We start from the raw sequence: 25712 nt of genomic DNA on the forward strand, positions 1-25712 counted from the left end.
CACTACATTGACCAGCAATGAAAGTCTGACTTGTAATCTGCTGATTTTATTATAATATTTTTTTGTGGTGCCATAAAATATGAGTAAAAATAGCAGTTTCTGGCTATTTTTTCGAAAAGATGGGTTAGGTAATATTTCATTCTTTATAAAATCCTGATCCACCTTATCTAAACTTAGCAATTTCGATAAATATTTATCAGCAATTCTTTCATTTTTTTTAATTCGCTGTTCTGTGTTTTCTTTTACAATAACAACTTGTTTCTCATCTGAATAGGTAACAAACAGATGATCAGCCTCATCATATGAGGAAATTGATTGGACTCCATTTGTGGATTCTAAACTTAATTCCTCAAATAACTTTATTCCATCTTCTGGAATAGTTGGCCAAGGCATCCTTGCAACATCACCCTCTTGAAATTGTGGATCAAGATCCATTCGTTCACGTCTTAAATACGTTAAATATTGTACTGTAGGGGTATTTATTGCCTGTAAAAGGGCTTCATTACTTATAATTTTACCAAATATAGCTTTCCCCGCTACGCTGAAAAAACCTCCGGCGGGAAGTGAACAAGCTCTTAAGAAACTAGTTCGCTGACCAAACGTTAATCCTTGTTCAAAATAGCTATTTTCAGGATGTAAAATCCAACTCAGATTCCCTTTTAAATATTTATATTTATGATTTAATGCGGCCTTTATCTCAACCATATCATCTTTTGAGTTTAGCAATAGTTCTATATCTGAATAGTATGGTGAAAGTTCTCCTCCTTTTGCGTAGGGAACCCATTTTAAATTTTGGCCAACATCAACCAAATTTATTTCCCACCATAGTCTTGAAAAACGAAACTCATCTCTTGGAGCAAGCCCCATTTGCACATCTGCAATTTCATCTCCAAATGGCACCATTTTTTTTAAATTTTGAACAAACGAATTACTTACCCAATAGCAAAGTGGTTTATCTGAAAGTATTTCAAAATCACTAAGAAACCGAAAAAAAACGTTATCTCCACAACCCACAAATTCTTTAATTGCAGTCTCTTTATTTACGATTCTATGGTACAAGCCAAATCGAGACAAATGCTTTTCTATTCTTCCTTTTTTAACTATATATGCTGCTGTTTCGTTCATCGCGCCATCAAGAATACCTTGTCCAAGATCTATCCAGTAACAAAGGGTTGACTTCCCAAATCCCTCTACACATCTCCAATTGCTGAGAGAGTGTAAATAGTAAAATGTTCGTGACGAAATTGCTCCAAAAAAACCGTTTTCATTTAGAGCCTCAATGGCCCTTGAATAAAAACTTGCGCAGACTTCTGATGAGCCTGAGTTTTTATAGTGGATATCTAAATATTTTGCAGCCTTTTTAGAACCTAATCCAAACGGCGGATTCATCAACACCACGTCATACTGTTTTCTACAAATATCTATAAATGCAAAACCTTTGGCCGCATCCTGGGCAAAAAGTCTAAGTTTTCCTCCATCTGACTCTTCTGCATGTTCCGCATATTCGTAAAGAGCTGTCAGAATTCTATCTTCGGCAGTCTCCCAAAACTGGGTTTTGCTGGGCAAATCGGCAAAATCAAATAAAGAAGGTTGTTTTTCTTTGGGCTCCATTCCAGGAAGATGACCGGTTTCTGTATTCCGCAGTAAAAGTTCCTTATTAAATGCTTCCCTGGCTTCTTCAAGGGTTGTTTCAATCTCTCGTTCAATCTTGAGTAATGATCCGGCTTCCCCTGCCAATTCCATTTTCTCAAAAATAATTTCAAGCAGTTGTCCTAAAACAGCAGGTTTTAAACCTTTTGAAAAGGATTTTAATAACGCTTTATCCCCGGGCATGGGCTCGGCACAGACAACATTGGATTTTACAATCCGTGATCGTTCTTCCGGTTTAATCGACTGCTCTTTCCATGACCTTTGTGCCCTGAGCCACAAAGACAAACCAGCTATTTGCACGGCCCTGGGGTCTATATCAATACCGTGGATATTGTTTTCAATGATCAGCTTTGGGATGTCCCGCAGCAACTCTTCTTTTGAAGGATAAAGATCTATCAACAACTCTCCGTTTTTATCCGTTGATCCCTCCCACTGATCTGATGACTGAAGGTCCCAGGTTTCCTGGTAAATATTTTCAAATAGATCAAATGCGTATAAACCAAAATGCATGGACCCGCAGGCAGGATCAAGCATGAGGATTTCTCTGGGGTCTTTAATGGGGCGATGTTCGATATAAACGACCTGGTTGAGCAGCTCTTCCTGACTGAGGTCTGTGGCTGACGTTTCTGGTTCCGGTGCTGTTTCTCCGTTTTTCAGGATTATTTCATGGGGGTGTTGTACAAGATACCGGCATTGGGTTTTGAGTTGTGTGTTGCCCTTTGTCATTTCATACCAGATCCGTCCCAGGGTATTGTCTGTTAAAAATTCAACCACATACCGGGGGGTAAAAAACTGGTTTCTGACAGCCAATTCCCGGCTGTTTCTGGGTGCCTGGGATTCCGCCCGCATCTGACGTCTTTCTTCGATGGAATTGAAATACTGATAAATCCACCCGATGGTTTCATCTTCAGCCCACAGAGGTTCAAGGTCCTGTGCATTAATCTTGTCCAGAAGATTTAAAAGAACCGTTCCTTTGGGAAATAATCTTCCCATGTTCGAATATCGGTCAAACAAAACCGCTAAATCATAAGCAAACTCATCAAAAAGGCTGAACAGATATGTTTGATAGGTATCCCCGATATCGCCCAATGATATGCCTGCTATGTGTTTATAAAGCTGAAATCCTTCAGAATTATGGGCTTTGCCTATGGATTCCACCAGAATTCCACGGGTTTCAGCCATCCGAAGCGCACACAACCGGTTGAGGATGGTAAATGCCTGTTCCCTGACAATGCGATCCAGAATTTGTTTTCCATCTGAGGAGGGATTCGCAGCCTGATAGTGTTCTTTTGTGTCCCTTAACAATCGTGCGGTCTGGATCTGGGTATCGTTCAGATGGGTCAATTCCTCTATGGAACTGATCGTTCCGGTATTCGGGTCCATGCCGTAATCGTTCTGTAACTGCCGGGTAAATTCAATTACCAGCAGTGTTCGTGCATCGGTGACAAAATTCTGGAGCCTGTTTCGTGTTGTCTGGTCAAATGCCATAATCTGTTCTGCCTCAAACTAAAGAAAGTTTATGACCGGTTGACGGGCCATTTTGGGAAATTGTGGTTCCACCGATCAATATTCACAACAACACTGCTTTGGGCTATCGCCTTCTCCCATCTGGAAATGGGTCTGCCCACCGGAAGCTGTTTTTTAATTTCTTTGTTCATACGAGATGTCAATGCATTATCCAGGGTTAACAGACAAAGATACCGAATCGGTTTGTTGATTTTGTTTTCAGCCCATCGGTATAAAAAAGTATCCCTGTATTTTTGCTTTAATACCTCTCTTAAATGATTGAAATAATTTCCGTCAAAATAATCATCTGGTTCATTAAAGTCTTTCACCTCAATGAACAGATAATCGTTTTCAAGTTCTACGATCAGATCGACGGCTTTCATGGCATGGGAGAGACCGTGGTAATTGGGTAGATTTTTATCTTTTTCATCAAAGACAAAGACATCAATGGCATCTTCAAATTCAAAATCAAATCCGTCAACCGTCATTTTCATTTGCCAAGGTCTCCCATGGAGTTTTCAATATCTTTATCGATCAGGTCTGCATACGTATCGTCAATGGCATTGGGTTGGATACTTTGATAGTCCGAAGTAGAGTTAACCTTAATTTCTCCAGTTTGATCTTTAAACAATGAGTGAAAGAGAACAGCGTCATTTTCATTTGCCAGCAGATCCAACCATTTTAGAATAATGTAATCGTGTGTGGCTAAAAATATCTGCTGGCCGTTTCTTGAAAGATCCAGCAAAATTTTTACCAATTGTTTCATAATTGAGGGGTTCAAATTGGACTCAGGTTCATCCCATAAGAGCGGTCCCGACACCCCGGGCAGCACATGCCCATTCTGTAACAATCGCTGTAACACACCTATTTTTCTAAACCCTTCTGCCGCCAATTCCACTTCAAGAAGACGCCCTTTATTCTGTTTGTAATAGAACTTCTTATTTTTCTGGAGTAAGAATTCACCATCGCATGTCCTTTTGATCATGGATAGGATTCGTTGGATATTCTCCCCCGGAAGATCTTTTAGAAGAGGCGTTTCAAGGGCCTGATTCAGGTCGAAATAGGTCTCATCAATAGTGATTTCCCTTTTTAAGTAAAGACTTGAAAATCCTTCAAATATACTTAAGACTTCTTTAGGCGGAATGAACACCGGCGCCAAACTATACTTCTCATAGGACAAATTGTCTGTTACAACAATTTGATCCATATCACTGGCAATAGCAAACTCAATCCCTCTCTCCGGTTCCAAATCAACCCTGATAGTTGACTTGTCTGCATCATTCCTGCAAAGTCTTCCAACCTTGTTTTCCGGTTTAAATACGCCATTCAATTTATCAGTAATGCGTCGAGTTGGATCTCCACTAAAGCTTTGCTCCATCAGTTTATTCGCTGCTGTAACCGCGTATAAAAGCTTGAGAAGATGTGATTTGCCTGTGCTGTTTGCCCCGACGAAAACATTTATCCCTTTTGAAAAGGATAATTGTATATCCTGAAAAGCTGTAAATTTTTTTATAGAAACGGAATTTATCATTTGCTTCACCTTTTTATCCGTTGGATGGCGGTTCAAAAATTATATTTATTTCAAATTTATCGTGTTTTATCGAATCGGCTCTTATCTGTTCTAATCTCTTTAACAAGTTATTCAAATCCTGTAGGGATTCTATGCGGTTCGGGATGGAAAGGGTTTTTAAAAATTTATTTTCTCCCTTGGCTTGTTCCCTGCGTTTTTCCTCTCTTTTTTGAGCCCGCTCTTTGCCCATGAAAACAATTCTTTTTCTCAACTCCTGTATGGTTGTATAGATATCAAATTCGTGGGATATCAGCTGTTTGAGTCCTAAAATCGTTTTATCTGCTTCAAAATCCAAATTTTCTAACTTGGAGATGACGCCTGATTGCTCTTCACTGGACAATTCAGACCATTCCGGAATATGACTGAATTCTTCTTTTGTCTCTTGAATCATTTTTTTCTGACCATCTTGCATTCTTTCAACAGCAAGTTTTACCTTTGATTTAATCTCGGTCAAAATCGAATTAAATTCAGTAACCCGGGTATGGAAACTTTCATCAGAAAACAAGCTGTCCAATAAAGAGAGCTCATCGATCAGATCCTCTTGAAGCTGACCTGGGACACCTGATTCCGGCATTTCCTTGATCTCTTTACGGTAAACCTGGAGTTCTTTGATGGTTTTTTCCAGGCCTTGCTTGAATATTTGAGCCACTTTACCGGCCCATTTCAAGCTCGCGTAAAGGTTTGATTCTTCTGCACCCAAGCGTTCCGGTGCGTCTGAAGCATCCGTAAACATTACATCTGCAATTTCTTTTCTTAAAGAACGCATTCGTTCTACGCCGGGTAATCCCAAAGAATATAGTTTTTCGCCCAATGGAGCAACTTTTGTCTGGAGCCTTGGAAGGTGTTTAGCTGCTGTTTGACTGATTTTTTGCTCAAGAGGGAAAACCGCTTCTCCAATAAGGTCTGTCAACCGATCTGCCGCTCTAACTAAAATTTCATTTGACGGTCTGCTTTCTCTTAACGATACCCCCACGGCCCTGAATGCATTATTACTTTTCAGAGCATCAATCGCTAAGGGGCCATTGGCTTTTACTTCTCTACCGGAAACTTTTAATTTTATTTCTCCCGCCACTAAATAAGCGGCAATTAGATACCGCAGCGTATCAGGAGACCATCCGAAAGGCGCACCTGTAAAATATTCACCTAAACGCTTTCCATCTATAGTACCATTCCGGTCTATATAATCACGGATGCTTAATAATGCTTTGTGTTCTGTCTGGATGGATACTTTTCCCCCCTGTGTCTGCACCAGCCCCAAAGGATCTATTTTAGCGGTTATGGCAGTCAAATTTTCAGTTTTTAAAAATTTTTCTGCGAGTGTGGTTTCTGCCCTGTAAGGCGCCTCTGTATATCTATCAAAAACCTGGCCTGCCACATCTGAAAGATTTTTTTTGCAGGCATCCACCACATTTTTATCAAGATTGTCTACTGCAGTGGCTTGACCTTTAAAAATCAAAACCCCTTTTGAAAGACATCGCTTGATCGTATGCGCCAACTCACTATTCAATTTTACGGATCTATCCATTTGAGCTGAGCAATACTCTTTTACTTCTTGATCCGGTTCATTTCTGTATCTATTGCAAATTTCCTTACATCGATAAATTTCTGCAATTTTCTCTTCTATTTCTGGTTCTTTTTTCCCAATTAAAAAAATTGTATAGCGATAGGTAGGAAGTCTTGATTCGCTCACATCATTTGTTTTGGTTGTCTCAAAATCTTTTGGTTCACATAGCTCGACAATGGTTTGAATTGTCTCCCGTTCTCCGGAAAGGTTGGTAATAAAATTACCATGCCTTGATTTCATGCCGGTCCTGACAGTCAGGTTCCCAGGTAAATGCGCAGAGGGTAATGGATTAAACGTTTCTTTTAAGACTTCATTGTAGATCCGGCGAATTTCAACAGTCCTCAATGGAATCTGAGCGCGTTCCTGCTCAATATCGTTCAATTTTTCACTAAAAAAACATAGATTCCCCTCTTGTTCTCCAAATGGAGCCAGAGAATTGTTAATCATCTCATTTACGGTCTTCTCGACCTCTTCTTTTAGAGATGCTGAAGTGATTTTCGGGTGCATGAGCCCAGCAACGTTTTGAACGGATACGGGTAAATTCCCTAAAATCTGGAGTACAGCAACTGTCTTACCAACGTTCTGATGCATACTCAATTCATGAAATTGTATCAAGGTTTTTTCAAGGGACTGATAAATTGAAGGAAATGCCCTTCTGATGTCTTTTTCCAATGCGTCATATAGCGTAACCGTTGTTACTAACGCCCCTATCTCCTGGTCGGAAACAGGCGACTGGTTATTCATTTTTTCGATAAGAATATCCTGGACAACTTTTATTGCGGACCGAAGCCCTATCCCACCCGTTGATTTGGCGAGTGCGCCCAACAAATGAAGAAGAATATCAAAATGAGCTGGTAAAAACGGATATAAATTTATAAATGTCTCTTGATTAAAATCAGAATCATAGAACTTTGCATCCTGCAATTTTGTATTATATCGAAGTTTTTGACCGTTCTGTTCAAAAAGCAACTTCAACTGGCTGATCCCGTCTATGGATTTTCCCAATAACCTTTTATAGCAGATTTCTTTTATATCTCTCGATTCCAAGTCTATTTGGATTGGAAAACGATCTTTTAATTTATAAAGCAGCGGTGAATTTAGAGCCGCTCGCGGATCATCTTCCGTAAGGGTTTGCTGCGCTGTACTGATAATCCATACTTTACCATCACCAATCTGTTTTAAGTTCTTTGCCAGTCCATCAAGATTGAGAATAAGATTTGATCGAGATCCGATATATTGCCCCACCTCATCAATAATAAAAATCACATACTCTTTTCCAGTGGCATCTCGGACGATTTGTAACATTTCTTTGACGCGTTCATTCTCAAAGGGGATAAAATCGCTTGTAGAGGTACTGAATGAATTAGGTGTTCTAAATATATCCGGATATATCTGATGGGCAATCTCCGGTATTATACTATCCACAACCAGCGGATCATTTTGAATTTCAGACCACTCAGTGCCTAAATTTTCTTTGATTTTTTCTTTAAACTCGTCATACCGCCCCTCTTTTTGGAGTTTCCGCTCAAGGGCTGCAACTTTCAAATTGCGTGAATAACCGGCAAACTGGAGCACTTTATAAAAAAGGACTGTGGAAACATCTTCCATTGTTGCGCCAGCAAGCATTTCACTTGCTAAATCCAGTAAAACGACTGCTGCGGGATACCTTTTTGTTATCGTTGAAAGAAGCGCTTTTGTCTGAGCTTTATGAAACCGATCCTGTAAATGATTCTTAAATGGGATGCCTTCAATCTGCACATGGTCATCAAAAGAAAGTCCCAAATATTTTGTAAATGAACTTTTCCCTGATCCATAAAACCCGGAGACCCATACCCCCACCTCATTTTCACCGCCATGTTCCATAGCGGTTTGCATTCTGGAAAGTAATCTTTCAAATTGGTCTTCAATACTATCAGTTGCTACGTATTCTGATATTTCGGCTTTGAGCCTCTGCTCCTGAGATCTATCATAGGTTATGACTTTTTCAATAGTCCGATGGATATCTTTGGCCGGATCAAATAGTTGTGCTATTTTATTCATTCTCATACCTAATTTACGTTTATCATTTATCCACCAACATGGACTGATCTATAATTACCATCATCTGGATAAAACCCAAGAAATTTGAGGCGTGTTTTCCCCGTGCGTTCTCCCGGATAGAAAAAAACTGTAGGAGAATTGAATTTTCCCTGAAGATTCCGTTCAATTGCCCCGATTCTCATGTATGGGTGAAGCGCTTCTAAATCAGTCACCAGTAAGATAGCATTATTATGACTTTCCAGGTCACTCAGTGTTTGATCTAATCTATTTTGTAACGATCCATTGCTCAGAGCGTTTGCAAGAGACTGATTGGTTTTCTCCCAATTTGTTGGGTCTTTAGCATCCGCTGTTAACCAAATTTTCCTTAACGGCACCTTTCCTAAAATATCTATAATATTCTCTGCAATTGAAAAAGTGTGTACTTCCCACCCACTATTTTCGAGTCTTGCTGTCCAGGCAGGCATTTGGCGCTTCACCTCAAGAATTTTTGACGGATGAAAGATCAAATAAAAAATGGGTTCAAAGCTTGCGTGGCCCAGTTCACGGCCATGTTTTATCCGTTCAATCAGCTCTTTAAAATCAGCACTCAGGGATGACATTTATCAATTCCTCCCATGATTGATACTTCCATTCAATGCGCGTAACATCTCCTGCTGTTTGAATCATAAAAAAACCTTTTAAGGAAAGACGTTTCATTTCTTCACGCAGATCTTCTTTCTCAATTCCAAATAGCTCCCAGTCTGGATGGGAAATAACGGCATTATCACCCAAGCCGGAAAGGTGAAGATCATAGATCAAAAAAAGAATCACCATTTTTTCTATTCTAAACGATTTAATCTGTCTCTTCTGTTTCCGACCGGTTTCCAATAAACCGAAATCCGCACAACATGATGTAAGATATCCTGAATTTCGGCTGATAGTACTTTCTGACCACTGCGTAACTGTTCTACCTTCCTGATTTGCGCGCGTAATAAAATTATTCGCATCATCATTGCTGAGAGTGTCATGACCGGCGCAATATTTGGGCCAATAGACCATTTTCACAAAATCGGAAAGGATTAGATTTGCTCTTGCTGTGAAAAGAAAAAGCATCTGGTTAAATACATTTGAAGGAATACTATGAACCAATTGTTTCAATACAATCGCCGGGAAATCTTTATTTACAAGATATCTTGGAGCATAGCACTCCATTATAAGATTTCTTAAGCGTCTTGCTGTAACATTGGTTATGGTCCCAGAATCTAATGCTTTTTGTAACAAGTCTGCTGTCTTCATCCCGGGCTGCCACAAATCAAGGAGCATTCGTGTTTCATCAATAACCGCAGACCCAGCAGCCAATTGTGTTGTATATAATCGTTTTTCTTTCATTGTAATTTTGAAAAATAAGGGAATGCCTTATTTCCACTTTTAAATCCTTCAAAATAGTGACTTGCTATTGCTCTCCACGCAGTTTTTTCATGAATATCTTTCACTCCCCCCAATCGAATTGGTCCGAAATCTTCTATAACTTTCTTGTTGTTATATTCTAAAAGGAAACTCTGAGCGGCATCTTCATGGCATGTCAGGTCTCTTAAGAAGCTTAATGCGTACTGATCTCCCAACAAACTGTGTATTTCCACCTCGTACCATTCAGGTAATCGAAATAAATGAAAGACATCCTTTCCAACCCCAATATGATCGTCATGGACAATAGTCGCTGCAGACTTGACACCATAATATTGAGCAGAGAATAAAGTTTTATTAAATACCGGTTTTAAAAATGCTTCACTGCTATTTGAAAAAAATGAACTTTGCCACCATGTATGATTTTCTTTTTCACCTAAATACCCAACACATACACGAATTGCAGCTATATCAGTGATCAAATCCTTATTCATTCAAATACTCCAAATTTACCAGATAACCCAAACATGTTTATTGATCATATAACAAAATTTAGTCATATCATACTTGTCTGCTATTACCAGTTATTTCCTTGGCTAATTACAGATTTTTCCATTCCCTGCTTACAATATGCGTTATAATTTTAAAACATAAAATTTTAACTGTTTTAATAAACAAAAAGAAGAAAGTCTCAAAATGTCAGAAAATTTATATTACTACTCAGCGGCCACGAATTATTTTCAAGTACGAATACCGATTGACAGCTGACCAAAAAATCAAAAAAAATAACTCGAATATTAATGCTTCAAACGTGAAACAACTTTGATTTTTATCAAAACATTTAACATTGAATACTGAGGACTTTGTCTCTGCCTTTTATCTCGGGAGGCTGTATATAAATGGGCGGACTATTATTAAAAGTCCGAGGTTTTTTAAACAGCAACCTGATACCGCATCTTGCGGTTGGTTGGAATTCCATCCATCAATCTGACGGTCATCCTGATAATGTAAAAAATTGAGAGCTTGATCGCAGCTATGACGGATTATCCCTTTTGAATTGTCCAGGGCGATATCACGCAAGCCTTGAAAAAACAGTCCGGCACTATTTAATTTTTTTCGGTTTTTTGAACAGACAATCTATGCCAATCGATTTTCAATATGCTGAAAAAGTTGTGGTTTCTCCATTGATATATATGTTTGTTGGCTTACATATCTACTTAACGGACTACAATAAACAGTAGAAAACACGGCAGCTAAAATCACACCTGATTAATGGGGGAATCGGTAACGAACCCGAAAAAAGTTGCTCACCCCACATGACCTGACCCTGGGCAGATTTTTGTTGAAGTGGCATCATGACCTGAACTGGGTATGCGATGTTTTTTTCCGGATTACACACCGCAAGACCCTCCATTCCGTTAGAAAGACGGATTGACTCTAATTGATCAACAAAAGGGGACTTTTTATTTGATATTATCATGCAAATAGCCCAAGGGGGCCCACATGAGATTCCAACCGCATTTTACAAAATTGATTTTGTTGTCTGTATGCCTTTTATTCACCCTGGCAGCTTCAGAACCTTTAAACCGGTTATATGCAGAAGAACTTGAAGGGGACACGATCAGGATTAGACATTCTATACCGTCTACCAAAGGTAATTCACCAATCCCAATTGGCCCGGTGGCGGTGCAGAAATACCAAGTTGCCTTTTACGTTCGAGGAGTCAAATGCCCGGTGTGCGGCGCGTCCGAGGAATCGTTCAAAACCGTTGGTTATGGGTGATTCTCATGATGCCAGTACCACAATATCCGCTTTCCAGATCAAGGTGTGCAGGATTTGCTCAATATCGTCTTTTGCTTTAAAAATCACATCTTACGACAATTATCTATCTCAACTTCTTGACTTCCTAAATAGAGTTGAATACAAGAAGGGTGTTGACGGCATAAATGGGTAAAAATTTACCAGGTGTCAAAGGGATGGTACAACGATTATAAACCTGAAGGTGTTACTGAATGCGAAATGACAATAAACTACTGGCCGGGACTTGGATTGGTAAGGAAAAAGAACTCCGGAAATCCTATCGAAGAAAAACCATTGCACCTGTTTCATTTTTAGATCATTTTCCAGAGGGTTCAAAATTTTTACCCGACACAGAATCATACGCATTTGATCTGAGCCTTGACGGGGCCTTTATCAAGAACGGGAAAGTACCTCCGATAGGTTCCATTGTCAATTTGAAAATTTTTTTGCCTTCCGGAAAACGCAACGCTGCAAAAATAGGCGGCCGCGTTACCCGGACGCAAGGTTCAGGCTTTGGAATTGAATTTAATGAACTTCATTACCGGGATCGTTCCCGGATAAGAAATTATGTCGGGTTTGCAGAATTGGATGATACGGTTGTATCCATCCAAAATAATTTAAAAAATAGTTTGACCGGCAATATGCTGCCGGTAACAGATCCGGTGGTCATTCAAGAGCGATTGGATACAGCGCGTACAAAGAAATTAAATTGCCTGATTCTTGATTCAAAAAATGGAAAGCCGTTTTCTGGGAAGATCGATTTTTCAGAGCAGGGAATTGTTCTGAATGATTTGGAAAAAAAACTTCATCCAAAGACAAGGGTGATTTATGTCATCATCATTGATGGCCCCCTTCATGCCATTTTTGAAGGGTTGATTCATGACCCCGGGCATTGCCCGAAATTATTTTATCCGGAACGAATATATCTGAATGATCGACGGTGGAGTCGACGGGTTCTGTCTGAACAGGAACAGCTGGTGCTGGACGCCCCTCATTTGGCTTGTCCCCAACTCAAATTTTCCGTGGTGGAAAAAAGTGAGGGGGGGTGTTCTATTCTCGCTCCTAAAAATTGCCTCTACACAGTGGGGATGCGCTTTCCCGACTTTGAACTAAAAAGAGCAGACAGTTCCGATCATTTTGAGGGGGCAACCATCAGCAGAATAATGGATATTGATTCTAAACACTGGCTGCTGGGCCTTCATTATTTTGATAAAATACGGAATCGGGATACCTTTGATCTGGTGAGCAAAAAATCCTTACGCTCCAATGTTTTCACTTCTGTGAAAAGATTTTCCTCTCTGGCATTTCAAAAAATGAAAGGGGCTGTGGCTGGTAGGAAAATCCTTCATCAGGACCGCCCCTATGTGGTTCAGTATAAAAATACCAGAGGAGAAACTGTGGCTGCTTTATTAGACGCCACTTTTGATCTCCATGCGGATACACCTTCAGTGGATGTTGCCGTGGTGATCGCTCCTCCATTCCCCGTACGTAAGGAGGTCTTTGGCCTTCTTGCCCGGACTCTGGTGAATAATTTCCGTCACTATGGAAAAACAGCAGTTGTCCTGAGATTTGACCTGACCCATTGTCTTGGGGAAAGTGAAGTGGACCCGGAGATGGCGGCCAAAGGACATCCATATCTAAAATGGAATTATTCAAATTTGGTTTCAGACATGTCGGGAACGCTTTCTTTTTTGGAAAAAAGATTTACCCCTGATAAGCGAGTGATGATTTCATATTCTCTTTCCGCCATACCAGCCCGCAGGGTGATTGCAGACCAGAATACGCCCACGGTGGATTACTGGGTAGCCCCCTTTGGATGTTCGGATGGTCAGGATATGTTACAGAATCTTCTGGCTGGTGTTGATCTTTATGCCGCCTATCTTCGTGGAGAGAAAATAGAGCCCTTTCTCGCTTATGGTCGGTTGTTTGATCCGAGTGAGTCTATTCCTGATGCGATTAAAAATAAAATGGGATTTTTAGAAGATGCCCGGAATGACCTGTCAAAAATTAAAATCCCGATCACCTGGATTATCGGAACATATGATTATATGGTCACCCGAGGTCGAGTTAAAGAGATCATGAACGCTCCCGGAGGTGGAGAGCGAGAGATAATTGAACTGGCTACAGGTCACAATCCAAGAACAGGCGCCGAAGCCATAGAGCTTTTCAAATTGATTTATGAATCCATATCAAAATATTTATTCAACATTTCCGTGCAGGCCATTGAACCGGACCTGGTCAGGTATGAAAGACAAAATCAAGCAGAATGGGCAAGAACCAGGAAAAATAAAACCCGTGATATGAAAAAATTCTGGGAGGATCATCTGTTTGGAACCTCCAGTGAAAAAGAAGGGTATGATGTTCTTTTGTATGCCCCTGACTATAATGAATTTATAGAGAAACAGGTTGAACTCCTCGACATTAAACCGGACTTAAGGGTTGCAGATGTTGGATGTGGAACCGGCAATCTTTCAGCAGTCATACTCAAAAAGCTCTCCAATCCCGGTAAAAAATTTGAATTGTCATGCCACGATCTGATTCCGGCCGCGGTTGAAAAAACACAGAAGAAACTGGAAAAGATCATTGAAAATTCTCCAATCATTAATTTTGAAACTGTTAAAATTAATTATCGAACCCTGGATCTTGAAACGGCCAGACTTCTATGCCTGAAAGAATTTTTAGAAGGAAAAGAGTACGGCATTAAGGCATTAAACGGCCGAATCGAAGGTTTAAATGCCTCTACATTAAGGAAACTTGCGAATACTTACAATGAAAAAATTCATGATGTCATTCATGGGGAAAAAGTAAGTGTTAAAAAAGTGATGGAATTGTCTCCAGAAATGGACGAAAGTGAAGCAGAAGAAATTTTGGAATTGTCAATGGCCAGCCGATTTCTTAAAGACAAAACACTGCCTGGGGATTTGATATCCAGCGGACATTGCAATACTGCTGCAGATCTTTGTTTCAGGTATTTGACCTTTGGCAAAGCCACCCGTAAGGCTCAAATCGACTGCCCTTCCGACTCCTTTGACAGAATCGGCGCTTCTCTTGTTATCCCTTATCTATTTGAGCCTGAATCCGTCATTAAAGAATTTTACCGTATTCTGGACAAGCAGGGCATATTGGTTCTTTCAAGTTTAAAGCCAAATGCCGAAAATTCGAAATTTTATTTCGATGAAGCAGAAGCGATTGCAAAGCGTGAGGATTTAAATGTAAAAGAGCGTGAACGACTCCTGGAAAGTCTAAGGGAATTTGCCGCATTTCTATCCAGGTTGGTCGAACTGGAAGACGAGGGCAGGTTTCATTTCTTTTCAGCTGATGAATTAATTAACTTAATTAAAAAAGCAGGGTTTTTAAAAATTCATTCCATTGAATCTCTTGGCCATCCTCCTTCGGCAGTCATTATTCGCGCAGAAAAACTATGATACAGAAAGAAATCAATAAAGCTGAGTTATCTCCCCTCTTAAAAGTTCGTTTTGAGAAGGAAAACAGAGGCCTTTTGATTTACAGAACGTATTATTTGTTTATGGTAGCTACGATTCTTTATCCAAGCTTTTGGGGTCTTGACTGGTTAACCATTCCGGATGAGGCACTCTTTTTCCTTTATATTCGTCTTGCGGTCGGAGCTAACTTTTTCATTGGTGCGTTATTGATCAAACTTCCCATAGGAGAGAAAATAGTACTTCCGATTTCATTATGGTGCAGCTATGTCTCTGTTTTGGGTGTCGTCATTATGACGATTTATTTAGATGGTTTTTTTAGTCATTATTATATCGGGATTGTATTATTAATTTTTATCCCTGGACTTTTTCTTCCATGGGATCTTATTTCCAGCCTAATATTCGGTTTTTTTTCCATTGCAACATACTTTACTCTCAATTTAATGATAGGGTATCCACCTTCGGTGAATTTAATGGCTGCAGCGGCCCCATTTTTTTTCATGATGTGGAGTTTTTTCTTTATGGCCTTTGCCAATGTTGAAAAAAGAAAGACCCACCGTCAGGAATTTATGCTGAGAATCCAGATTGAAAAGGCCAACGCGGATCTAAAAGAACTGGATAAAACCAAAAAGGATTTTATTGCCAATGTGACCCATGAATTGCGAACCCCGCTGACCCTGATCCGGGGATGGACTGATTTTATGCTGAACGGGGAATCCGGGGAAATACCGAAAAATCTGATGGAAATCATCAACAAAGTCGGGATACAGACCCTGAGCCTCACGGAAAAAATTAACGAACTGCTGAAAGTATCCAAATTTGATGCGGGAATGTCAAAACTGGTTTTGACAAAAGAGGATATCAATGCCTACGTGGATCAAATCGTCACCAGTTTCAAAGGACTGACGGACCAAAGCGGCGTTGACCTGAACTTTTTCGGCAGCCCGGATATCGGCCATATTTTTATTGACAGGGAAAAATTAAAGGATATCTTGAACAACCTGATCCGGAATGCTTATAAATTCACGGAGACCGGTGAAATAAAGGTCATCCTGTCAAAGAAGGAAGACCGGATGATCTTAAAGGTCAAGGACACGGGTATCGGCATGCCCCCGGATGTCCAAAAAAAAATATTTCAACGCTTCCAGCAGGGAGACGGTTCCAGAACCCGGAATTACGAGGGCACGGGTCTTGGACTTGCCATTGTCAAAGATTCTGTGGAGATGATGTCCGGTAAGGTCAGTGTTGAAAGTGTCCCGGGCCAGGGAACCGTTTTTGCCATTTCACTGCCCCTTGGCCTTGAAGTCAATGAACCGCATGCGGTCATGGAAAGGCGGATGAAAGATCGCCGGGCAAGTACCCGGAAACTCATGCCCGGCGACAGGCGGCAGAAAGACCGGCGGTTAAACGATCTTGCCAAAATTGACACTGCGGATATTGTGAGAATTATGGCGTCTGAAAATCCCTTGGCCGGCAAAACAGTCGTCAAAAAGATTGACCCCCAGAACTCCAGGGGTGTCATTGTCATTGCCGAGGACAACAGCGCAATCCAGGATTTTTTAAGCACCGCCCTAAAGGGATATACCCTGTACATTGCCGGTAATGGCCAAGCCGCATGGCAGACCATTCAGGAGACCATGCCCGGCCTGGTCATATCAGACATCATGATGCCGATCATGGATGGATATTCCCTGCTTGAAAAAATCAGGTCCAATGAACAGACCACAACCCTTCCGGTTATTATCATCACGTCCCTTACAGAACAGAATGACCGGATTAAAGCCCTTCAACTCGGTGCGGATGATTTTCTGACCAAACCCTTTCATCACCTTGAACTCCAGGCAAGGGTTAAAAATGTTCTCAGTGTTCACCGGCTGGAAAGGGAAAAGGCAAGGTCTGACCAACTCGAGGTGTTTCTCATGGTGCTGGCCTCTGTCATTGAATCAAAGGACAAATATACCGGGGGTCATGTTGAACGGGTTGCCGGATATGCCAGGGACCTTGCCCTGAAGGCCGGGCTGCCTGAGGGCCGTGTAACTGATATTTACCTGGGGACCATTGTGCATGATGTGGGCAAAATCGGCGTCAGGGACGAAGTCCTCAACAAACCCGGCAAACTCACGGATGAAGAATTCGAGCATATAAAGGAGCATCCGGTTATCGGTAGAAATCTTCTGGCTAAACTGGAGATCGCTCCGGTTGCAGTGAACATCGCATATTCCCACCAGGAGAAATGGAATGGCACGGGCTACCCGGAAGGTCTCAGCAAAACCGGCATCCCCATCGAAGCCAGGATTGCCACTATTGCAGATTTCTGGGATGCCATCACCTCGGACCGGCCTTACCGGAAGGCCATGCCCCTTGAAAAAGCCATTGGTATCATGCATGAGGAGCGGGGAAAATCTTTTGATCCTGAGCTGTTTGATTTGTTTATGGATGATACCGATAGATTGTATCAACAATACATCAGCCCGGACAGGCTGACGGCACTGGCCTGATCCTGTCGGATAAAAACGATCGGTGCTGTTGCTCACCGCGTCTTGCTAGTCGGGCACTGGAATGCCAAGCCGGGTGATCTTGCGGCGCAGGGTGTTCTTGTCAATGCCAAGTTCCCGGGCCGTTACCATTTTCTTCCATTGATTCCGTTGAAGCGCCCGCTGAATGGAGTGTTTTTCTATTTCCCGGAGGGTCAATCCTGTTGAGACCAGTATGGCATCTGTTTTGGGTACAATGCGGTCGGGCAGGTTGTGCAGGTGGATGATGTCCTCCCGGCACATGACAAAAGCGTGTTCTATGGCATTTTCAAGTTCGCGAACATTTCCCGGCCACTCATACAGCATCAATGCGGCCAGGGCCTTTTGGGACAGCCCCATGATTTCTCTTCCGTTTAAATGGTTAAACCGGTCGATAAAGTGGTCCACCAGAATCGGAATATCTTCTTTCCTGTCCACCAGGGAGGGCAGGGATAATTTAATGATATTAATGCGAAAGTACAGGTCTTCCCTGAAGTTGCCCTGTTCAACCAGTGTTTCAAGGTTTTGATGCGTTGCCGCAATTACCCTGGCATTTGTTTTGATCGTTTTGGTGGACCCCAGGGGTTCATAGGCCTTGTTCTCCAGAACACGGAGAAGTCTAATCTGTACGGCTTTTGAGATATCTCCGATTTCATCCAGGAAAATGGTGCCGTTCTGGGCCAGGGCAAATCGACCGGATTTGTCTTTTTTAGCATCGGTAAAGGCACCGGCCTTGTATCCGAACAATTCTGCTTCACAAAGGGTGTCGGGTAAGGCGCCGCAATTGATGGCGATAAACGGACCTTTTTTTTTCAGGCTGTTATTATGGATGGCCCGGGCAAAAAGTTCTTTTCCCGTACCACTTGCCCCGGTAATCAAGACCGTGCTGTTGCTTTCAGCGATTTGCGGCAGCATTGAAAAAAGATCCAGCATCTTCCCGCTCTTGCTCACGATATCATCAAAAGAGTGCTGCCTGCGAAGCGCTTTCCTGAGGTTATCGACGACGGTCAGGTCCCTGAAGGTTTCCACGCCGCCGATAATGTTGCCTTTTGCATCTTTCAGCAGCGCGGTTGTGACACTGATGGGAATCCGCTTGTTGTCCGGGCGAAGGATATAGACCGGCATGTTGACGATGGGTCTTTTTTCCCGGATGGTCTGCCGGATGAGGCATTTTGTTTCACACATACTGGCTTTTAAAATTTCAAAGCAGGGTCTTCCGATGGCTGCTTCCCTCGGGATTCCGGTGATCTTTTCCGATCCCTTGTTGAACGAGGTAATGCACAAATCCAGGTTAACCGTAAAGACCCCGTCTGCAATGCTGTCTAAAATAATCTGATAATGTTCCTGAAGTTGTTCTTTTACTAACGGCATATAAATATCTCCTTACTCGGTATAAGGAAAAAGATCTGTCATACGTATGTTTTTTACCAATAATCGGGGGGGAATGTCAATTTATCCTGGGGATTTTGTGAATTATTGCATCCGGGATCGGCGCGTTTGTGTGATAAAGGGAACATATTGTTCCCTTTATTTTTCGTAAATGGGTGCAGAATGTTTCTTAACTGTCTGGCTTAAATCGATCTTTAATTAAGATTATTTGATATTATTTCAGTCGGTTATATTTTAGTTGGCGTTAAATGTCGTTTTGGTACGACTATTGCTGATTGTATGGTTAAGCAGGTCTTTTTATTTTAATCTGCGGTTACGAATCATCATCAATGGAATGCGTGGCTGTGATAAAGAGCTGAAACGGATGATCTTCATGCAAAGAAAAATGGATTTACAACATTTTGGAGGGTTCTCATGAGCGCCATTAAAATTAAAACGTGTTTGGGCGTAATTTTGGCTGGGGTTCTTTTTTTGCCGTATAACAGTCCCGGGGTCCACGCCTCAGACACACAAAATTTTTGTTTTACCTGCCATACAAATGCACGAAAGTTGATAAAAATCACACGGGAGATTTCCCGGATAAACAAAGGGAAACCCGGTGGTTCCATTGAAACATCCGGTGAGGGCTGAGGCGGCGAAGTGGAGCCGTTGGCTGCGCATGAAAAAATTTTTATTGATGGTGAGATTGCCGAGGATGAAAATCATGGTGAACTTGGTTGTGAGGAATGTCATGGCGGCGACCCGGGTGAACCGGATTGGCAAAAGGCCCATATTGGTGTGGTTAAAGATCCGTCTTATCCTGATCCTTCCAGTGCCTGCGGCGTATGTCATGAGGCGGTTGCAGAGAATTATACCACCAGCCTTCACGTGAGCCTGATGCCGATGAAAACCGCCATCGACATCCGGGCGGATTCGGAACCGGCCGTGCATCAAAAAGTAGATGCCGCCAGGGAAGGCCATTGCAATTCCTGCCACAGCAGTTGTGGGCAATGCCATATCAGTCGTCCGGAATCCGTGGGCGGGGGATTGCTGGAAGGGCACCTGTTTCAAAAAAGACCCCCCATGCAGCAGGTCTGTACGGCCTGTCACGGGAGTCGAATTGGAAAAGAGTATCTCGGTAAAAATAAGGGGCTCAAACCAGACATCCATAAAGAAAAATACTTTAAATGTAACAAGTGCCATACCGGCGAAGAGATGCACGGGACCAGCAAGGTGCCTGGGAACCGCTATGAAGTGGAAAATGGACCCAAGTGTCTGGATTGCCATACAAAGATCTATGATGCATCATCTGAAAATGTTAAAAATCACTGGATTCATAAAGACCAGGTGAGTTGTCAGGTCTGTCATTCCCAGGCGTATAAAACCTGTTATGGCTGCCATTTTGGAAAAGATAAGCAGGGCTTTAAGTTCTATAAGACCACAAAATCCGACATGCAGTTTAAGATCGGTCTGAACCCCTTGAAATCCAAAGAAAGGCCTGAAACCTTTGTGACGGTTCGGCACGTTCCAGTGGATATGGATTCTTTTAAATTTTATGTGGACAATGGCCTTAAAAATTTTGATCGGCTCCCCACCTGGAAGTTTGCAACCCCGCACAATATCAGGCGGCAAACGCCTCAGAACAAAACCTGTAATGCCTGTCATGGAAATACAGCATTGTTTCTCCAGAACACGGATGTTGAAGAAAAATATGTAAGGGCCAACAATCCCGTCATCGTTCCAATGGATCGAATCCCCAGAACGAGACGTAATAAATAGGCGGAGGATACCGCCACTACCCGTAATGCTTATGGCTGCCGGTATGAGTATCTGCCGGCAGTTAAACCGCTTCATCAAAAGGAGGAAATGGTATGAAAAAATGTAAGTTGTATGCAATTGTGATGGCCTTTTTCTCAGCCATGATTTTGACCGCTCAGGCCAGCATGGCCGCTGACTTGACATCCCAGGATATGGTGGCCGAGGCAAAAAAGACGATTTGTGAGGTATCTGTATCCGAAGCAAAGACGTTATTTGATCAGGGAGGCCCCCTGTTTGTAGACTGCCGGACCAGCAAGGAATTTAAAATGGGTCATATTCCCGGGGCAATGAATATCCCAAGGGGATTGCTGGAGTTCAAGGTGAGTGGAAAAATTCCCGACAAAAACACTGACATTGTTATGTACTGCAAGAAAGGGGGGAGGGGATGCCTGGCCACCTGCACCCTTTGCCGGATGGGGTATAAAAATGCAACCAACATGAACGGTGGTTGGATGGCCTGGGAAAAGGCCGGGTATCCCGTCGAATAACCGGCGGATGATGCCAGTGTTGAATTTGATCGGAAATCTTTTGAGCCTGTTTGATTAGTGAATCAGTTTCAGCATCAAGGGTACAGCTGTCCAGGTGCCGATGGCGGATCCCAGGTTGGTGAAAATAACCACCAGCAAAATCCGGGTCACATTATTGTGCCAGAAGCCTTTTATCGACACAATATCTTTTGGAATGTCTTCAAGATCTTTTACCTTGGGCTTTCTTGAAAACGCTTCCACCAGTCCTGCCACCCAGCCGGCAGCAATCATGGGGTTTAAAGAGGTTAACGGGGCGGCAATAATTGATGAAATAATGGTCAGGGGATGCGCCAGTGCTATCATGGCGCCAATGCCGGCAAAAATGCCGTTGGCCGCGATCCAGATCCAGATCATGTCGGCGCCTGCGTTTTTTCCTTCCATCAAAAAACCGGCGGCAAACAGGAATAAAATGGCCGCCGGAATCGCCCATTTTAAAATTTTCCCGGTATTGCCCGCCGGGGGAACGGTATTGAGGGCATCAAGGTCGATCCGTTCGCTGCCTGCCAGATATCGTTTGATTCCGGGTGCATGGGCCGCACCAACAACAGCCACAATTTTTTCGCCCGGCGCAGACCTGATTTTTTCTGCCAGGAACTGGTCCCTTTCATCGATCAGGGATCTTTCAATGATGGGGTGCGCTTTTTTGACATCCGCCAAAAGTGTTTGCAGGATATCTTCCTGTTTCATTTGTTCGATATCTTCTTCCTTGATATCTTCCGAAGCCCCAAAAGAGAATATTAGAGAAACCATGAGTTTCATCTTTTCCCACATCCCCATTCCCCGCCATACCCTTGAAAGGGTAATCTGGATTTCACGGTCCGCCGGAACGACTAAGGCATTGGTTTTTTCTGCTGCTGTGATGGCATTGATCATTTCTTGACCGGGCTTGATATTGAATTTGTCGGCCATCTTTTTCTGGAAAGAGGCCAAAAGGAGGTTGATGAACAACAGCAGGGCTTTTTTTTGTTTAATCACCTTTACAATGTCCATGTTTCGCCATCGGTCCGCATCCTTGAGAGAGGCAAGCCGTGTCTGACAGAGTTCAACGCAGACCGTATCCGGCAGTTGCTCATGGATGGTGTCTTCCACAAGCCGGGCACTCTGTCGTGATACATGGGCGGTGCCGATTAAAATGATGGTTTTACCGTTGCAGGAGATATGGGATACCATTCTGTCTTGTTGTTTCAATTTATCCGGTGGGTCCAGGGATGTTTCCATGAATTTTATTTAACCTTTCAACGCAATTAAAATAGACCCGTATTATAACCATTATATTTTTCATAGCAATACAAAATCATCCAAATTCTTGACCTTGATCACGAGGTTTGATATTTAGAATAGTATGAAATCAATAGATGAACAGATATTAAGAACAACAAAAGAGATTATCGTTAAATTCATTGAGATGGGGCGACTTTCTCCGTCAAATATCCATGAATCGTTTAAAGATATTTATACCACTGTGGATGAAACGGTTAAGAAAAATGTGATCAAGCCAGCCCCTTCCAATGACAAACAAGACTAAAGATATCTTGCCAAAAATAAAATCCGGAACACGACGGGGCCTGATAAAAGGGTGGAAAGGGCTTGTCTGGCTGCTGAAGATCATCCTCCCCATCTCTTTTGCAACCGCATTATTGGTGCATTACGGCATTATCTACAAACTCGATTTTTTGATGACGCCGGTAATGACCTGGCTGTCTTTGCCGGCCTCGGCTGCCCTGGTTTTGGTCATTGGTCTTTTTACCGGTATTTACGGGACCGTGGCCGCCCTGTCCGTCATGCCCTTTGCCATGGCACATATGACCCTGATCGCCGTTTTTACGTTGATATCCCATAATCTGATCCAGGAAAGTATGGTCCAGGGAAATTCCGGGTTTAATCCTTTCTTTGCGGCTTTTTTCAGGGTGTTGATGGCCTTTGTCGTGACCTTTTTTTGTGCCCGGGTGTTGGGGGTCACGCCGGAAACAGGCGGGGCCATTGTCCCGGGAACCTATGGGGGAGAACCAACATCCTTTATGGTGATGCTCGAACAATGGGGCTGGGGAACCTTTAAACTGGTCGGCCAGATTTTTTGCATTATCATGCCGCTGATGGTGATTCTCGAACTGGCGAAAGCATTTCATATTATCAATTTTATCACCAGAATGGTATCTCCGGTTCTCTGTGTTATGGGGCTGAACCGTTCAACAGGGATGCTGTGGCTGACGGCATCCGTTTTCGGGTTGGCTTATGGGTCTGCTGTTATTGTCGAAGAGACACAATCCAATGATTTTGAACGCGAGGACCTTACCCGGCTCCATCTTTCCATTGGAATCAACCATGCCATGATTGAAGATCCAGCCCTGTTCCTGCCCTTGGGGCTGCCGGCCGTCTGGTTATGGATCCCCCGATTGGCTGCTGCCATCATTGCCACCTGGCTGTATTCACTTTTTTTATCTGCAAGGAGGCTTTATGTTAAGCGCGCTGACCATAAAAAACTTTGCGATCATTGATGATGTCCAGATTTCATTTGAGGAGGGATTCTCCGTATTGACCGGGGAAACCGGTGCTGGAAAGTCCATTATCATTGAGGCGGTCAACCTGCTGCTGGGCTCCCGGGCATCAGCGGAACTGGTGAGAGCCGGCTGTGACAGTGCAGAACTGGAAGCGTTCTTTGACATTGATGCAGGGTCAACGGCGGCCATTATTTTAAAAGAGCAGGGGATGGATGGCTCGGACGGCTTGATTGTTCGCCGGGTAATTTCATCTTCCGGCAAAAGCCGTGTCTTTATCAACTCAAGACAGTCCACCCTGGATCTCTTAAAACAGGTTACCCGGGACCTTGCCGGCATCTCCAGCCAGCATGCCCATCAGGGGTTGTTAAAAGAAGAGAACCACCTGGATATCCTGGATGAATTTGCCGGGACCATCCACTTGAAAAAGGAAGTCAGATCCCTTCATCAATCCCTTCTTCCGCTGAAGCGAGAGATCAGGGAACTGACCCAGCGTCTGGCGGCAAAAAGAAAGGAACAGGACTTTTTAGAGTTCCAGATCAATGAGATTCAAGATGCCCACATTCTTCCCAACGAAGATGATGACCTTGAAAAAAAACGGGAGACCCTTTTAAATGCATCAAAAGTATTTGAAGCGGTCAATCGCTCTATTCATGAAATCCATGACCGGGAAGGATCTTTCATCGAGAGATTGTCTTTTTTAAGAAATGCCATGGAAAAAGTAAGCGCAGCGGATGACTCCCTTGAAAAAATACTAGAGCAATTATCCAGTACTGTTTTTGATTTACAGGATATCGCCGATGAATTAAGACAGTTTTCGTCTACTATTGACCTTGATCCTGCCTCCCTTGAAATGACGGATCAAAGACTGGATCTGATTTCCAGGTTGAAAAGAAAATATGGCCCCAGTCTTGACGCGCTGTTTGAAACCTATGATGTCCTTCAGCAGCAGCTTTCTCAAGCCACTGATATGGAAGCCCGAATACAATCGCTTGAAAAGGAGAGTCAAACGATTGTGATACAGATCAGCCGAAAAGCCAGGGAGCTATCGGCGTTGAGAAAAACAGCCGCTAAAAAATTGTCCCGGCTTGCCGGACTGGAACTGGCTGCCCTTGAAATGGGAAAAGCAAAGTTTGAGGTGTCCTTTGACCACGCCATGGCAACGGGCCCCGACGACATTGCCACTGCTGACCGGGAAAAAATAGGGCCGGACGGGATGGATAAAGTCCGTTTTCTTCTCAGTCCGAATCCGGGTGAAGCATTAAAGCCATTGGTCAGGATTGCTTCAGGCGGTGAGCTGTCAAGAATTGTGCTGGCATTAAAAGCGGTTCTATCCAAGACCCAGTCTCTGGAGACATTGATCTTTGACGAAGTGGATGCCGGCATCGGCGGGGCCATATCTGAAAAAGTCGGCCTTAAATTAACCCAATTGTCAAAAAAGCATCAGGTCATCTGCATTACCCACCTGGCCCAGATTGCCAAATATGCCCAAAGCCAGTTCAGGATTACCAAGAATGTAGTGGATGGCCGTACCTTTACCACCATTGTCCCCCTGGCCAGGGGAATGGCAAGAATCGAAGAAATCGCCAGGATGATCGGCGGAACAAACATTACAGATGCCACCCTGACCCATGCAAGGGAACTTCTTGAACAGGCATCATCTTGACAAATAGCCACATCTGGTTAAATTATAGAATTATTGAAAATCTCGAAAAAGGAGCGATTATGCCAATATATGAATTTAAATGTTCCAAATGTGAAGAATTTTTTGAAGTCATTGTAATGGGTTCAAATGATGATGATACGGTGGCGTGTCCCAAATGTCAGTCCACTGAATTTGAAAGAATTCTTTCCAAAACCAATTTTGCCATGGGAAGTTCATCTGCCGGACACACCACCGGGGTTCAAACCCAGGAACGAGAATGTTCCACTGGATCCTGCAAGACCTATACGGTTCCGGGTGAGACAAGATAGCCAGTGCAGGATAGGGGTATATCGTATTAGGGGTATGTTTTCAATTGGATGTACCTTATCTGCT

The 25712-nt window shown here is 42.8% G+C and carries 18 protein-coding genes; 9 read left to right on the forward strand and 9 right to left on the reverse strand.

The genetic code is table 11. The features are described 5' to 3' along the window. From pglX to Q1Q15_RS12145, 7 genes are all read right to left on the reverse strand, one after another. A partial coding sequence (gene pglX, locus Q1Q15_RS12115) for a BREX-1 system adenine-specific DNA-methyltransferase PglX (protein ID WP_300460125.1) occupies positions 1-3138 on the reverse strand: 3138 nt, incomplete at its 3' end. 29 nt (positions 3139-3167) lie between these two features. Beyond that, complete coding sequence (locus Q1Q15_RS12120; RefSeq protein WP_300460127.1) at positions 3168-3650, reverse strand: hypothetical protein; 483 nt, start codon at positions 3648-3650, stop codon at positions 3168-3170. After that, positions 3647-4687 carry an AAA family ATPase gene (locus Q1Q15_RS12125; protein ID WP_300460129.1) on the reverse strand — a complete coding sequence of 347 codons (1041 nt, stop codon included), beginning with the start codon at positions 4685-4687 and terminating at the stop codon, positions 3647-3649. The genes Q1Q15_RS12120 and Q1Q15_RS12125 overlap by 4 nt, the downstream gene beginning before the upstream one ends. 13 nt (positions 4688-4700) lie before the next feature. Continuing rightward, positions 4701-8330: a BREX system P-loop protein BrxC gene (gene brxC / locus Q1Q15_RS12130; RefSeq protein ID WP_300460131.1), complete on the reverse strand. Its 3630-nt coding sequence runs from the start codon at positions 8328-8330 to the stop codon at positions 4701-4703. Between the two features lie 26 nt (positions 8331-8356). Next, positions 8357-8929, reverse strand: coding sequence for a BREX protein BrxB domain-containing protein (locus tag Q1Q15_RS12135; protein ID WP_300460132.1), 573 nt, complete (start codon positions 8927-8929; stop codon positions 8357-8359). Further along, positions 8910-9698, reverse strand: a complete 789-nt coding sequence (locus Q1Q15_RS12140; protein WP_300460133.1) for a BrxA family protein — start codon at positions 9696-9698, stop codon at positions 8910-8912. The genes Q1Q15_RS12135 and Q1Q15_RS12140 overlap by 20 nt, the downstream gene beginning before the upstream one ends. Then, positions 9695-10207, reverse strand: coding sequence for a BrxE family protein (locus Q1Q15_RS12145; RefSeq protein ID WP_300460134.1), 513 nt, complete (start codon positions 10205-10207; stop codon positions 9695-9697). The genes Q1Q15_RS12140 and Q1Q15_RS12145 overlap by 4 nt, the downstream gene beginning before the upstream one ends. A 1518-nt stretch (positions 10208-11725) precedes the next feature. Here Q1Q15_RS12145 and Q1Q15_RS12150 point away from each other — a divergent pair. After that, the gene (locus Q1Q15_RS12150; RefSeq protein ID WP_300460136.1) at positions 11726-14938 is read left to right on the forward strand and encodes a PilZ domain-containing protein; all 3213 of its coding nucleotides are present in this window, start codon (positions 11726-11728) and stop codon (positions 14936-14938) included. Continuing rightward, positions 14935-17451 carry an HD domain-containing phosphohydrolase gene (locus Q1Q15_RS12155; RefSeq protein ID WP_300460138.1) on the forward strand — a complete coding sequence of 839 codons (2517 nt, stop codon included), beginning with the start codon at positions 14935-14937 and terminating at the stop codon, positions 17449-17451. Before Q1Q15_RS12150 ends, Q1Q15_RS12155 begins: the two co-directional genes overlap by 4 nt. A gap of 45 nt (positions 17452-17496) precedes the next feature. Here Q1Q15_RS12155 and Q1Q15_RS12160 read toward each other — a convergent pair whose 3' ends face one another. Then, on the reverse strand, positions 17497-18837 hold the full coding sequence (locus Q1Q15_RS12160; RefSeq protein WP_300460140.1) for a sigma 54-interacting transcriptional regulator: 1341 nt from the start codon (positions 18835-18837) through the stop codon (positions 17497-17499). 432 nt (positions 18838-19269) lie between these two features. Between Q1Q15_RS12160 and Q1Q15_RS12165 the strand changes: the two genes are divergently transcribed. From Q1Q15_RS12165 to Q1Q15_RS12175, 3 genes are all read left to right on the forward strand, one after another. Beyond that, the gene (locus Q1Q15_RS12165; protein WP_300460143.1) at positions 19270-19485 is read left to right on the forward strand and encodes a hypothetical protein; all 216 of its coding nucleotides are present in this window, start codon (positions 19270-19272) and stop codon (positions 19483-19485) included. 9 nt (positions 19486-19494) lie between these two features. Then, positions 19495-20613: a multiheme c-type cytochrome gene (locus tag Q1Q15_RS12170; RefSeq protein ID WP_300460145.1), complete on the forward strand. Its 1119-nt coding sequence runs from the start codon at positions 19495-19497 to the stop codon at positions 20611-20613. Between the two features lie 92 nt (positions 20614-20705). Continuing rightward, a complete protein-coding gene (locus tag Q1Q15_RS12175; RefSeq protein WP_300460147.1) occupies positions 20706-21140 on the forward strand; it encodes a rhodanese-like domain-containing protein in 435 nt (144 codons plus the stop codon). A gap of 54 nt (positions 21141-21194) precedes the next feature. On the opposite strand, the gene Q1Q15_RS12180 is transcribed toward Q1Q15_RS12175, so the two are convergent. Then, positions 21195-22349, reverse strand: a complete 1155-nt coding sequence (locus Q1Q15_RS12180; protein ID WP_300460341.1) for a TraB/GumN family protein — start codon at positions 22347-22349, stop codon at positions 21195-21197. A gap of 172 nt (positions 22350-22521) precedes the next feature. Between Q1Q15_RS12180 and Q1Q15_RS12185 the strand changes: the two genes are divergently transcribed. From Q1Q15_RS12185 to Q1Q15_RS12200, 4 genes are read left to right on the forward strand one after another with little or no spacing between them, the layout of a single operon-like run. Next, positions 22522-22704 (forward strand): conjugal transfer protein TraB, encoded by a 183-nt coding sequence (locus Q1Q15_RS12185; RefSeq protein WP_300460150.1) that lies wholly within the window; start codon positions 22522-22524, stop codon positions 22702-22704. A gap of 7 nt (positions 22705-22711) precedes the next feature. After that, the gene (locus Q1Q15_RS12190; RefSeq protein WP_300460152.1) at positions 22712-23674 is read left to right on the forward strand and encodes an iron transporter; all 963 of its coding nucleotides are present in this window, start codon (positions 22712-22714) and stop codon (positions 23672-23674) included. Beyond that, positions 23634-25340 (forward strand): DNA repair protein RecN, encoded by a 1707-nt coding sequence (gene recN, locus Q1Q15_RS12195; RefSeq protein WP_300460154.1) that lies wholly within the window; start codon positions 23634-23636, stop codon positions 25338-25340. Before Q1Q15_RS12190 ends, recN begins: the two co-directional genes overlap by 41 nt. Positions 25341-25399: 59 nt before the next feature. Further along, positions 25400-25648 (forward strand): zinc ribbon domain-containing protein, encoded by a 249-nt coding sequence (locus Q1Q15_RS12200; RefSeq protein ID WP_300460156.1) that lies wholly within the window; start codon positions 25400-25402, stop codon positions 25646-25648. The last annotated feature ends 64 nt before the right edge of the window (positions 25649-25712 follow it).

This window comes from Desulfobacula sp., assembly GCF_030145145.1.
Lineage (GTDB): Bacteria > Desulfobacterota > Desulfobacteria > Desulfobacterales > Desulfobacteraceae > Desulfobacula.

Coding starts and splice junctions, on each gene's coding strand:
- Q1Q15_RS12120 (WP_300460127.1), bottom strand. CDS start 3,650: ATGAAAATGACGGTTGACGGATTTGATTTTGAATTTGAAGATGCCATT.
- Q1Q15_RS12125 (WP_300460129.1), bottom strand. CDS start 4,687: ATGATAAATTCCGTTTCTATAAAAAAATTTACAGCTTTTCAGGATATA.
- brxC (WP_300460131.1), bottom strand. CDS start 8,330: ATGAATAAAATAGCACAACTATTTGATCCGGCCAAAGATATCCATCGG.
- Q1Q15_RS12135 (WP_300460132.1), bottom strand. CDS start 8,929: ATGTCATCCCTGAGTGCTGATTTTAAAGAGCTGATTGAACGGATAAAA.
- Q1Q15_RS12140 (WP_300460133.1), bottom strand. CDS start 9,698: ATGAAAGAAAAACGATTATATACAACACAATTGGCTGCTGGGTCTGCG.
- Q1Q15_RS12145 (WP_300460134.1), bottom strand. CDS start 10,207: ATGAATAAGGATTTGATCACTGATATAGCTGCAATTCGTGTATGTGTT.
- Q1Q15_RS12150 (WP_300460136.1), top strand. CDS start 11,726: ATGCGAAATGACAATAAACTACTGGCCGGGACTTGGATTGGTAAGGAA.
- Q1Q15_RS12155 (WP_300460138.1), top strand. CDS start 14,935: ATGATACAGAAAGAAATCAATAAAGCTGAGTTATCTCCCCTCTTAAAA.
- Q1Q15_RS12160 (WP_300460140.1), bottom strand. CDS start 18,837: ATGCCGTTAGTAAAAGAACAACTTCAGGAACATTATCAGATTATTTTA.
- Q1Q15_RS12165 (WP_300460143.1), top strand. CDS start 19,270: ATGAGCGCCATTAAAATTAAAACGTGTTTGGGCGTAATTTTGGCTGGG.
- Q1Q15_RS12175 (WP_300460147.1), top strand. CDS start 20,706: ATGAAAAAATGTAAGTTGTATGCAATTGTGATGGCCTTTTTCTCAGCC.
- Q1Q15_RS12180 (WP_300460341.1), bottom strand. CDS start 22,349: ATGGTATCCCATATCTCCTGCAACGGTAAAACCATCATTTTAATCGGC.
- Q1Q15_RS12185 (WP_300460150.1), top strand. CDS start 22,522: ATGAAATCAATAGATGAACAGATATTAAGAACAACAAAAGAGATTATC.
- recN (WP_300460154.1), top strand. CDS start 23,634: ATGTTAAGCGCGCTGACCATAAAAAACTTTGCGATCATTGATGATGTC.
- Q1Q15_RS12200 (WP_300460156.1), top strand. CDS start 25,400: ATGCCAATATATGAATTTAAATGTTCCAAATGTGAAGAATTTTTTGAA.